The 12,433-nt window shown below is 38.1% G+C and carries 11 protein-coding genes; all 11 read right to left on the reverse strand.

The annotated features are described in order from the left end of the window. Positions 1–111: 111 nt before the first annotated feature. The 11 genes from Q0788_RS01715 to Q0788_RS01765 all read right to left on the reverse strand — a co-directional run bounded on the left by Q0788_RS01715 (position 112) and on the right by Q0788_RS01765 (position 12,421). Positions 112–1,182 carry a glycosyltransferase family 4 protein gene (locus Q0788_RS01715; RefSeq protein WP_298807444.1) on the reverse strand — a complete coding sequence of 357 codons (1,071 nt, stop codon included), beginning with the start codon at positions 1,180–1,182 and terminating at the stop codon, positions 112–114. Between the two features lie 40 nt (positions 1,183–1,222). Next, positions 1,223–2,425 (reverse strand): glycosyltransferase, encoded by a 1,203-nt coding sequence (locus Q0788_RS01720; RefSeq protein WP_298807445.1) that lies wholly within the window; start codon positions 2,423–2,425, stop codon positions 1,223–1,225. Next, positions 2,418–3,530: a glycosyltransferase gene (locus Q0788_RS01725; protein ID WP_298807447.1), complete on the reverse strand. Its 1,113-nt coding sequence runs from the start codon at positions 3,528–3,530 to the stop codon at positions 2,418–2,420. The genes Q0788_RS01720 and Q0788_RS01725 overlap by 8 nt, the downstream gene beginning before the upstream one ends. A 192-nt stretch (positions 3,531–3,722) precedes the next feature. Further along, complete coding sequence (locus tag Q0788_RS01730; protein ID WP_298807449.1) at positions 3,723–4,808, reverse strand: glycosyltransferase family 4 protein; 1,086 nt, start codon at positions 4,806–4,808, stop codon at positions 3,723–3,725. 149 nt (positions 4,809–4,957) lie between these two features. After that, on the reverse strand, positions 4,958–5,893 hold the full coding sequence (locus Q0788_RS01735; RefSeq protein ID WP_298807451.1) for a glycosyltransferase: 936 nt from the start codon (positions 5,891–5,893) through the stop codon (positions 4,958–4,960). Between the two features lie 152 nt (positions 5,894–6,045). Further along, complete coding sequence (rfbC, locus tag Q0788_RS01740; protein WP_298807453.1) at positions 6,046–6,615, reverse strand: dTDP-4-dehydrorhamnose 3,5-epimerase; 570 nt, start codon at positions 6,613–6,615, stop codon at positions 6,046–6,048. 1 nt (position 6,616) lies between these two features. Continuing rightward, positions 6,617–7,495, reverse strand: a complete 879-nt coding sequence (gene rfbA / locus Q0788_RS01745) for a glucose-1-phosphate thymidylyltransferase RfbA (protein WP_298807454.1) — start codon at positions 7,493–7,495, stop codon at positions 6,617–6,619. Positions 7,496–7,504: 9 nt separating this feature from the next. Then, the gene (gene rfbD / locus Q0788_RS01750) at positions 7,505–8,398 is read right to left on the reverse strand and encodes a dTDP-4-dehydrorhamnose reductase (RefSeq protein WP_298807456.1); all 894 of its coding nucleotides are present in this window, start codon (positions 8,396–8,398) and stop codon (positions 7,505–7,507) included. Then, positions 8,395–9,453, reverse strand: coding sequence for a dTDP-glucose 4,6-dehydratase (gene rfbB / locus Q0788_RS01755; protein WP_298807458.1), 1,059 nt, complete (start codon positions 9,451–9,453; stop codon positions 8,395–8,397). The genes rfbD and rfbB overlap by 4 nt, the downstream gene beginning before the upstream one ends. A gap of 92 nt (positions 9,454–9,545) precedes the next feature. Further along, positions 9,546–11,345: an ABC transporter ATP-binding protein gene (locus Q0788_RS01760; RefSeq protein ID WP_298807459.1), complete on the reverse strand. Its 1,800-nt coding sequence runs from the start codon at positions 11,343–11,345 to the stop codon at positions 9,546–9,548. An 11-nt stretch (positions 11,346–11,356) separates the two neighbouring features. Next, complete coding sequence (locus tag Q0788_RS01765; RefSeq protein ID WP_298807460.1) at positions 11,357–12,421, reverse strand: NAD-dependent epimerase/dehydratase family protein; 1,065 nt, start codon at positions 12,419–12,421, stop codon at positions 11,357–11,359. Between the last annotated feature and the right edge of the window lie 12 nt (positions 12,422–12,433).

Here is a 12,433-nt window from a genome sequence, read left to right on the forward strand (position 1 = left end):
GCATATAAGAAGAGCAGGTAAATCATATAGTCTAAGTGCTATAAAACTATAATTATTAATCAAATTCAGGTCTAACACTTATTCCTACCTCTACTTTTATAAAGTCTATTTTTAGACCAAAAAACTATTTAAAATCTTATTAATCTTAGGTAATTGGCTTTGTATAGAGTAGTTTTGCTCTACAGCATCTCTACCTGCCTCACCAAACTGTGCACGTAAATTTGGTGAGTTTATCAACTTGACTATAGTACTGCTCCAATCGGATTGCTCTTTGACAAGTAAACCAGATTTTGAATTTTCTATTATTTCGCGGTTCACTCCGACATCACTGGCAATGACTGGAACGCCACTTGCCATGTACTGAATGAGCTTATATCCGCACTTTCCTTTTTCCCAAGGCCCATCATGTAGGGGCATGATACCTATATCCATTAAACGAATTAGGTCAGCTTCTGTATTTTCATCCCAAGGATAAATGTCTACCTCTAATCCCTGGAGATCTTTTTTAATAGCATTCGTAGCACCAACTAAAAGTAAGCGAAACGAACACTGTCTATTAACTTCATATAGCATGGGTGCAATTTCAGTAATATACTTTTGAGTAGTGGGTGAACCAATCCAACCTATGGTTAAAAGATCTTTACTTACATTTTCTTTGGTTTTATATTTCAAATGGTCGACTACAGTAGGTCTTAACTTTATGTTCTTAGCTCCTGAGCTTTTGGCTCTTGTTGCAAGATAGTTATTACCAGCCATAACACAGCTAGAATACTTCATGACTTTATCAATTTTCTTTTTAAGAAATAATTGTACTAGTTTGTTTTTTGAAAAATCATAATTGTGAAATATAGCATCATCGTAATCTACTATATATCTCACACCTATTGTGGCCAGCATTTTCTCGAAAAAAGCAGGAAAATAAGGAAATAACTCTTTTTCAATCCAGATAAGGTCATATTGCTTTACCGTTAATAGTGTTAGAAAACGTTTGAAGTAATAGCGTGCGCTTGCCAACTTAAATCGATTGCCGTTGTTATACAGGTTTTCAAGATAGGTATTGTCAAATAGGCTTTGAACGGTAAACTCAAAGCCACTAGTCTCCAGTAAAGGTAAAAACTGTAGCGTTCTTAATCGAGAACTTGCACCCATACGAGGATATTTGGTTAAAACCAGCACTTTCATTTTAAAACCTTTTTACAATATTCATGAAAAAAACGAGCAGTCACTTTTTATAGAGTAAAGTTATTGCTTTATAAACTTTACGATACTTCTCGGCTCCTTTATCCGCAGAGAAGTATTCTTCTGCGGCATATCGACAACGTTTGCTTAATTCTTTATCTTGATAGAGCTCGTCAAGGTTGTCTAATGCTTGTTCTATAGATTTTTGACTGCCATCTTCAATAACCAAACCTACTTGGTATTTCTCTATTAGGCTAGCCATATCACCAACACCGCGGTTACCGATCACAGGGATACCACAAGCTAAAAACTCACCCATGCGTGTTGGGGCCGAGCCCAATTTACTAATCCCTGCAGTAAAGTAAAGTAACCCTGCTTTGATATCAGCTATGTTACTTGCAATATCGTTAGAGCTTGAGCTCTCAATCTCTAATATTGAAGGTTCGATGCCGTATTGTCTCGCTATTTCACGCAGTGTTTGCTCTGAATCACGTGTGACTATTTTAAATGTTGAACTACGGTCTCTTTCTAGTTGAGTTTTTAATGACAAGAACAACCAGTCTAAATGATACCATCCACTGATCACTGTGCCCATCGTGCCGAGCTTCTTAGGCTTATTCACAGCAGTATTAAGTTTGAATTTGTCTAAATCTACGCAAGTCGTTATCACAGAAAAATTTTGGTTTTTTAAATATGGCTGTTGTACCTGTAAGTAATCAACTGCAGCTTGGGTAAGACTAACCACATGTGCCGCATCTTTTAGTAGTCTGGACTCTAACCAGACTAGTATTCGATGAATCATACTACCTCGGCCTAAGCGTCCAGCATCGATCATCTCTTCTGGCCACAAAGCACGCATGTCAAAAATGAAAGGCACTTTAGTTATTTTACCTACTAGCCATGCTGCTATCGCTGGTATGTAACTACGGCAGTGTATCAACTGAGCTCTGTTAGAGTATGAGTATGACCAAGTGTAATAAATCAGTGCTGATAAGTCCCATAGGGTAGCTAATAATCTTGGCTTATGATGGTAAACTTTAGGCTGCCAGTTGATACCATAACTCTCACATTCTTGTTTTAAAGCCCTTACATCATTAATATTATTGAGGTCTTCAGGTTTTTCAAAACTTATAATAGTAAATTGATACTCGTTTGATAACCGTAATAGGTAAGCTAAAATCTGTGAACGACCTAGTGGCTCCATCAGACCAGTGTAAGATAAGTATAGTATTTTTTTCTTAGTCATTTTTTACTAGTCTCTCAGGAAACATGATATCTAAATATTGAGCGGCAATTTTATCAACTGAAAAATCAGCTGCACGCTTTTTTAAGCCTTCAATGTCATGTTCTTCTTTCAAAGATTGCAGCATTGCTTGTGCGAAAGCATCAATATCATTTACAGGTACTAGTTTGCCATATTTGCCATCACATAAGATCTCCCTAGGGCCGGATTTACAATCAGTGGAGACTATAGGAGTGCCCATAGCTAACGACTCTATTATAACGTTCGGTAAGCCTTCATAATGTGATGATAGAACAAATAAGTCAGCCGAAGCTATCCATTTTTGTGGTACTTTACTAAAACCGACAAATTGAACATATGCTTCAATGCCCAACTTCTTGGCGTTCAGCTCCAGCTCTGAAAGTAGCTCACCCTGACCAACAATAGTCAAAATTGCTTGTTCTTTCTGTAATAGAATAGCGAATGCTTGTAATAAAAGAGGATAGTTTTTTGCCCATTTCAGAGAGCCAACAGCGACAATTTTTTTGCCGTGGAAGTTTTGCCAGGCTGTTTGTTGTTGCTGCATACTAAAGGCTGGAATATTTTGGCTAATAGGATTATGAACTACTGTAATGTTATCCCTGTTAATACGGCTAAGGTTTGATAAGTCGTCAGCTACACCAGCCGACACGGCAAGTCTTGCATTAGCTAAAGGATAAATTAACGGTATACTAGACTTAAAGATGAATCGATTTAGTCGACTTTTAAGCAAAGGTGACTGTGAGTAGGTTGTACGATCTGATACCACAACGCGACCCGGCAGATTGGCGAGTTTAAATGCTAAGACTGCTAATAAGGTCAATGGCCACATTAAAGCAAGTAACGTATCTGGGCGTTCTGCTTTCAGGTATTGCAACAGAGGCAAAAACCCCTGACGGATTCTAGAAGATTTTAGATCAATCACATTGATGCGACTATCCAATGTTGTTAATAGCTCACCATGAGCATCAAGCAATACTAAATCGATAGAAAAACCTTTATTTGCAAACTCGTTAGCCAAAATTGATGTAACTTTCTCCGCTCCACCAGTTGAAAAATTAGGAAGCAGGAATGCAATTTTCTTTTTCATAAAATACCATATAATTTATATGCCGTTGACCATATTCGAAAAATAACAAACATATTGTTAGAAATCTTAATAGATGTAACTTTGAGGATATTGCGATATGTATTCGATTACCTAATTAGAGTCTCATGAATTAGATATTTAAAATATTATTATGGCTATAAGACTTCTTGGATTTGACATTGTAACGACTAATTAAGAAGTAACAGTCCGGGCTAGCTGCTCCCATCTATTGCCGATAGCATTTAGAGAAAATTTCTTAACATTTTCTCTAGCATTGTTGGCTAATGTCCACCTCAACTCATCGTCATCGATTAACCTACACAGCTCAGCTTCCATAACCTCGGTATTTTGGTCTTTTACTAAAATACCATCCATTCCATTGGTAATTATCTCACCAGGCCCCGCAACACAGTCATAGCTGATACAAGCGCAGCCCTGAGACATGGCCTCAATCAGGACCATTCCAAAACCCTCATAACGAGAGCTCAATACAAAAATTGATGACTCCCGCATAGTGCTATCCAAATCAGTACAAAATCCTAAAAACTCTATATTATTTTCAATATTTAGAGAGATAGCTAGTGACTCAAGGTACTCTCTGCCTTTATCACCAGCACCTGCTATTTTTAATTTCCAATCTGGATGCCTTATTACAACATTCGAAAATATTTTAAGTAGGTTGTCGAAACCCTTTATACTCCAACGGTCCAACACTCCTGAAGCTAAGATGGTTTTGTCTCTAGGCCTTAACTCATTGATAGATTCAAAACTAACTGGATTGGGCATAACATATACGTTATTCAAAAATTTTGAATAATAATTATCATAATCATACTTTGTAAGTACAGTAACAGCGTTTGCCAATTTATAAATCCAGCGTCGCTCTACCCAAGAAGAAAAGCTTACGCCTGCCTTATAATTGGTATGTTCAGAAACTATTACAGGAATATTTAATAGTTTAGAGATTATAGTAACTTTGCTATTCATACCTACAAGGAAAGAAACTGTTAGATCTGGTTTTTCCTTATTAATTCTAAGTAATAGTCTTGGGAAATACTTTACTCTTCTACTTAACTTATCAAAAAAATCAGATTTTATTTCTTCTCTCTCAAAAATAGGCCGCCATTTTACAGCAGTATTTAATATATAGTCACATTCAGGCGTTTTGGTAATAACAGTTATTTCATGGCCTCTTGTCGATAGTTCATTCACTACTAAAGAGAGAACTCGCTCTGCACCGCCACCACGTAGACTACCTATTACAAAAACTATTTTCATTATCTATATACCCAATTCATAACGAATATTGAAACTCTATTAATATTATATTTTTACAAATTTAACTTGAAATCCTAGACACCATCGAAATATCAGAAAATTATTTTTGAATAAAAATTTTGGCAAAATAGCGACTATATATAAAATATCTATTTATTATTTTTCTTCTTGATGACGTTGACGAGTGTATTGGGGAGCAGTAAACGTAATAGTAAGTAAGCTTTATCTTTATCTTTGAATAAATTATTATTTCTCAAAAAAACCTTGGCTGCTCGTAGTCTCTGACCATTAATAAGATAGCGTATTATAATAGATTTTAATTTCTTTGCTCGAAAATTGTTTAGAGATGTTAGAAAATTATCTGCCATTCCTGGATAAGAACTATATTTCTCTAAGTTATGCAAAAAAAATAATTCTCTTTCGGTAAAGTCGATTATTTTATCTGATCGATTTTCAGCATCACGATAATACACTGCCCCTACAGTTGATGAAAAGGCTATTTCAGTATTCAAAGCAACTCTAACCCACATATCAATATCTGCACCTATTTTGAGAGAAGAGTCAAAGCTACCAATATTTGAAAGCAGCTCTTTTTTTATACATGTACTACTAGAGGAGAGCGGGTATGCTCCATGTGAAAGACATTCAAAATAACTTGGAATTATTCCATTCCAAGGGTGAGGTGGCAAATTTTTATAGTAATACGTGTTTAACTGACCATTTCTCTCTTTTACCTTTAGAGCGGTAGCGAAAACTCCAGCATTCGGATAGGTTGCTATAAGGCCAGAAATAATATTTAAGAACTCTACCTCCCATTCATCGTCGGCATCTAAAAATGCTATAAAATCTCCTTTTGCTTCTTTGATACCTCTATTTCTAGCCGCAGCCTCTCCTCCATTTTTTTGATTAATTAATCTAACGCATTTGTTGTTATAGTTTTTGACTAATTGTTCACTATCATCGGTAGATCCATCATTAACGACGATGCATTCAAAATCTTGAATGCTTTGGTTCAATACAGAGTCAATGGCTCTCTGAATATGGTTAGCTTTGTTGTATAGTGGAATTACGACTGAAAACTTCATTTAATAAATATCTCTCAATTATTTTTTCTTTCAAAGCTATAACTTACCAGTAGTAATAATATTGAAAAACTTTGAAAAGTTAGTTTATAAATAAGATATGAACAGGTTAGTTATTACTTATGATAGGTTTAATTTTTTAAGGTACTTTTAATTTAATACATATCTACACTGGTCTTTTGACTAAGACTGCTTGCTTCTTTATCTTTTTGACTAACAATCAATTCCATAGACAATGGCCATTCAATAGCTAGTGCGCTATCATCCCAACGTATAGATCTTTCGCACTCTTTTGCATAATAATCTGTCGTTTTATACAGGAAGTGTGTGTTGTCTTCTAATGCGATAAACCCATGAGCGAAGCCCTCAGGTATCCATAGCATATGCTTGTTCTTGCTATTCAACTCAGCACTGACCCACTTACCAAAGGTAGGTGAGTCTTTGCGAATATCTACTGCGACATCTAAAGCGGCACCTTGAGTAACGCGTACAAGCTTACCTTGTGCATGTGGCGCTGATTGATAGTGCAATCCACGCAAGACGCCTTTATTTGAGCAAGAGTGATTATCCTGTACAAAAGGACGAGGGACTGGTAAATCTAATTTGATAAGCTCTTGGTGAAAGCGCTGCTCGTTAAAGCTTTCCATAAACCAGCCACGCTCATCAGTGAAGACCGTTGGTTCGATTAATACAACATAAGGAATGTCAGTTTGAATTAATTTCACTTTATTTCTCGTTCAGAAGATTAAAGAGATACTGACCATAGCCTGTTTTTTTGAACTTCTCAGCTTGGTCACGAAGGGTATCGTTAGAGATCCAGCCATTGTTCCATGCGATTTCTTCTAAACAAGCTACTTTTAAACCTTGACGCTGCTCGATAGTATGCACAAAATGACCTGCTTCCAATAACGATTCATGTGTACCTGTATCTAACCAAGCAAAACCACGACCCAATAGCTCAACTTGTAGCTGCTCATCATCTAAGTAGCGTTGATTGACATCAGTAATCTCGAGCTCACCACGGTGTGAAGGTGATAGAGACTTAGCAATCTCAATGACACGATTATCGTAGAAATATAATCCCGTAACCGCATAGTTAGATTTAGGCTGAATAGGTTTTTCCTCAATACTTAGAGCGACACCGTTTTCATCAAAATCGACCACACCGAAGCGCTCTGGATCAGCAACATGATAACCGAATACAGTGGCACCCTGATCTTGTGCAGCTGCTGCTTTGAGCTTAGAAGAAAAATTCTGCCCATAGAAGATGTTATCTCCTAGCACTAAACATACACTACCGTCACCAATGAAATCTTCACCAATAACGAATGCTTGAGCCAATCCATCAGGGCTAGGTTGCTCAGCATATTCTATGTTAATCCCAAACTGACTACCATTACCTAGCATTTTTTCAAAGTTAGGCAGGTCTTCAGGAGTAGAGATAAGTAGAATATCTTGAATGCCGGCTAACATTAATACCGACAATGGATAATAAATCATTGGTTTATCATATATAGGGAGTAACTGCTTAGATACTCCCATCGTGATAGGATGCAAACGAGTACCAGAACCACCAGCTAAAATAATACCTTTACGCTTTGTCATATTACATTCTCAATAGTTGTTAGTTTCATTAATCATTCTGATCACGCCATCTTGCCACTGCGGCAACACCAGATTAAAATTATTACAGAATTTTGTAGTATCAAGTCTTGAATTGAGCGGACGTTTTGCAGGAGTAGGATACTCTAAAGTAGTTATTGGTTTTATCTCGTCTACCAGCAGTTCTTTGCCCATAGCTCGAGCGTGTTCAATGACCAAATTAGCATACTCATACCAAGTAGTTTTTCCGCTGGCAGATAAATGATATAAACCTAAAAGTTGGGGGTTACGGACGCCTTGATATATAGCATGAGCCGTACAATCCGCTAACAATGCTGCACTAGTTGGAGCACCCACTTGATCATTGATTACTGATAACGATTGACGTTCGCTCGCCAACCGCAACATCGTTTTAGCAAAATTATTACCTTTGCTACCATATACCCAACTGGTTCGAAATATTAGATACTTGCAACCACTAGCTTGTATAGACTGCTCTCCAACAAGCTTACTCTGACCATATTGGTTAAGAGGTGCTGGATTATCATTTTCATGCCAGGGATTTTTACCTTCACCATTAAACACATAATCGGTGGAGTAATGGACTAGTAAAGCGTTTACTCTTTTGGCTTCCTGAGCTAATAGCTCTGGTGCTTGCACATTAATAAGCTGTACAAGCTCAGGTTCATTTTCAGCTTTATCCACTGCTGTATAAGCTGCTGCGTTGACAATAATATCTGGTTTCACAGCGTTGATAGTATTACGTAAACCTTCTAAATCAGATAAATTTCCGCATAAATCTTTGGATCCTAAGCGATCAAGTGCAATCAATGTACCTAGTAGTGAAAGAGTGCGTTGAAGCTCCCAACCTAGCTGACCACTTTTACCAAATAGTAGTATTTTCATTCTGTAGTGCCTAGTCTTTCACGTTGATAACTACCATCTTGCACGCGGCGGCACCATTCTAAATTTTCTAAGTACCATTCAACCGTTTTACGTATACCTGTTTCAAAACTTTCTTCTGGTATCCAGCCTAAATCATTGGCAATCTTACTAGCATCGATAGCATAACGTAAATCATGGCCTGGACGGTCTTTGACAAAAGTAATCAGTGACTCATATGCTTGCGTGTCAACTTTTGGTTGTAACTCATCTAATATCTGACAAATAGTCTTGACCACTTCGATGTTTGGCTTTTCGTTATGACCACCAATATTATAAGTTTCACCCACTTTACCCTCGGTGACTACTTTATATAGAGCGCGGGCATGATCGTCTACAAACAACCAATCGCGGATTTGATCACCTTTACCGTAAATAGGTAATGGCTTACCGTCTAAAGCATTGAGTATAACCAAGGGAATAAGCTTTTCGGGGAAATGGTATGGGCCATAATTGTTGGAACAATTAGTTATAATAGTTGGTAGTCCATAAGTACGCTGCCATGCACGCACTAAATGATCTGAGCTTGCTTTACTTGCAGAATAAGGTGAGCTTGGTGCGTAAGGTGTAGACTCAGTGAATAAATCAGTCGTACCTTCTAGATCACCATAAACCTCATCAGTAGAAATATGATGAAATTTAAACTGAGATTTTTCTGCCTCACCAAGACTTTGCCAATACTGACGTGCAGCTTCTAGTAAATTGTAAGTACCGATGATATTAGTATTGATAAATTCAGCAGGTCCATCGATAGATCTATCCACATGAGACTCTGCAGCCAAATGCATAACCAGATTGGGCTCAAAGCTAGTAAAGGCTTGTTTCAGTGATTCTGCGTCACAGATATCAATCTGTCGAAACTCGTATCGTGGGCTACCATCAATTACTTTGAGTGATTCTAAATTGCCTGCATAAGTTAGTTTGTCGACGTTTAGTACTTGATCATCAGTTTTATCTATAATATGGCGTATGACAGCAGAACCGATAAAGCCTGCGCCACCTGTAATTAATATTTTCATAAGAATATTACCAACTTGAGAAGATATTGTTCATGTAAAAGTAAAGAAAAAAATTTTACTATCGTTACAGCTGCCTGTTGCTTTAAGAATATCTAAGAATGTAATGCCATTTCTTTAAATTTTGCATTTCTATTTATAAGCTCTTGATAGGTACCATAATCTATTATTTTTCCATGATCCATAAAGTAGATGAGATCACACTTCTCTACTGTCTTTAGACGATGAGCAATCATAATGATGGTTTTTTTGCCATTAAACTCATGGATGGCATCCATAACTATTTTTTCAGTAATACCATCTAGCGCACTGGTTGCTTCATCAAAGACTAATACTTCGGCCTCATGATAGAGTGCGCGCGCAATACCAATTCGCTGACGTTGACCACCAGAGAGTTGTACACCTCGTTCACCTACTTTGGTATTGATACCATCTGGCAGTTGCTCAACCAACTCAGTGAGGTTGGCTAAGGTTAATGCTTTATTTATTTGCTCTAGACTAATGTTTTTCGCTGGGACACCAAAGGCAATGTTTTCAGCAATGGTTCCTTCACTCAGAAATATGCTTTGCGGTACAAAGCCCAACAGGTCTTGCCATGCACGTTTGTTATCCGCAGTAATACGAATATCATCTACATACAGACTGCCTTGTTGAGGTGTCAGTAAGCCAAGCAATAAATCTATCAAGGTAGACTTACCAGAGCCTGATGAACCCACCAAACCAATCACGCCATTAACAGGGATACTCATATTGACGCCGTCCACTGCTGTTCTATCCTTACCAGGATAACTGAATTCTATATTATTCAGAGCAATACTTTGATTGAGGTTTATCGGTGTAGGCATAGGTGCTTTACTAATGGCCTTCTGGTTTTCAAATGAGTGCTCTAAGTCGTCTTTAACGGCCTCAAAGGCAGCACTGCTTCCTTTAATTTGAGAAACGCTAGAGTATATCTGCTGTAGAGCTGGCAACAGCTTAAATGCTGCCAATGCATAAACGGCTAAAATGGGGAGGACTTCTCCCAAGTTACCAGAGTGCAGTTTAATCAGCACTAGAACTAGTGAAATCATCGCACCGAAGGCTATTAACTCTATGAAATAGCGAGGTACTTGGCTAATGGCTATATTGGTTCCTTGAGCACGAGCAAAGATCTTGCCACTATCATTAAACCGGGTTATAAAATCGTAGCTTCGGTTTAGCAGTAAGACGTCTTTGATACCGCCAAAACCTTCGTTCATGAGTCTAAAGCGTTGGGTTGATACTTCAGAAAGCTTTTGACCATTGCTTACTAACTTTTTCCGGACCAATCTGTATAGTAGTAAATATGCTAATGAAAATATAAATAAACCCAATACCGCGATGACTGGATCGTAAATTATAATACTGATAGATATAAACAGTGCTAAGACGAGCTTTGCATTCATTTGCACTAACGGCTGTATTATTCCATTACTGATTCGCGCAGCTTCAGTAGATACCTGTTTGGTAAGCTGTGCGCTACTGCCGCTTGCATGGAATTGCCAGCTTTGTTGCATATAATAGGTATAGAGGCGATTAGCAATCTCCGTACCAATGCGTGCACCAAAGATTGATAGTTTCCAAATCGTAAACATAGAAATCACGGTAGATAAAGTCAACATTACTAGAACAGTTAATCCAGCATAGAATAAAAAATCCATGGGATCATTCAAACCGGAAATTTGATACAGCTCAGCAAAAATACTGTTGGTTTCTAGTATGCTAATATCACCAACCAGTGCCATGAAGGGTGCTATGGAGGCAATTCCTAATAGCTCAGTAAAAGCCATTATGACAACCAATACTTGCAATGTATAAAACTGCTTCAATTGTTTATCAGTCAGCAAAGAGAAAAGCTGTCTTATTACTTTTAACATAATTTATTCAACTACAGACTGTTTTGGAGAAAAGTAACATACCAAGGCATCGCTTTTTCAATACCTTGAACAATATCAAAATGAGGGGCATAGCCGAGTGCATTCTGTATCTTACTGATATCTGCCTGACTATGACGTACATCACCTGCACGGAAGTCTCGATACACTGCATCCTGAGTATAACTTACCCCATTGATGGCTAAATTCTCTTGTAGTGCTGTGAATAGTGTGTTCAATGTCGTACGACCACCGACCGCCACGTTATATACCTCATTTTTCGCTTCCTCAGTAGCAGTTGCTGCTAGGATGTTGGCCTGTACTGCGTTTTCGATAAAATTAAAGTCGCGACTGGTGTCACCATCACCATTGATGAATACGTCATCGCCTGTGATCATAGCTGCCGTCCACTTAGGGATCACAGCTGCATACGCACCATCAGGCGTTTGACGCTTACCAAAGATATTGAAGTAACGCAGACCGATAGTATTAAAGCCATAAGTGCGAGCAAACACATCTGCATACAGCTCATTGACGTACTTAGTCACTGCATAAGGGGATAGGGGATTACCAATATTGTCTTCTATTTTAGGCAGAGCAGGGTGGTCGCCATACGTTGAGCTACTAGCAGCATAAGTGAAACTAGCAACCTTGGCATCACGAGCAGCAACCAGCATATTTAAGAAACCAGAGATATTGGTATCATTCGTCGCGATAGGGTCAGCGATAGAGCGTGGTACTGAGCCAAGTGCGGCTTGATGCAGGACATAATCTACGTCTACACAAGCGGCATAGCAGTCGTCTAGCTTACGAATATCGCCTTCCATAAAGCTAAAGTTTTGCCACTGCTCAGCCGTTACCAGTGATTGCACCTCATCTAAGTTATGCTGAAATCCAGTGGCAAAGTTATCTAAACCGACGACCTTTTGATTAAGTAGTAGCAAGGTTTCGAGTAAGTTAGAACCTATAAAACCGGCGACTCCAGTCACTAACCATGTCTTTGGTGCGTTTACCAGCTCTTGCTTCACTTTCTCATACGTCGTCTGTGTTGGTACTGAACTCTCTGCTTTTAAATTCATAGGGCTTCTCTT

This window comes from uncultured Psychrobacter sp. (assembly GCF_947500265.1).
In the GTDB taxonomy this organism is placed as follows: Bacteria; Pseudomonadota; Gammaproteobacteria; order Pseudomonadales; family Moraxellaceae; genus Psychrobacter.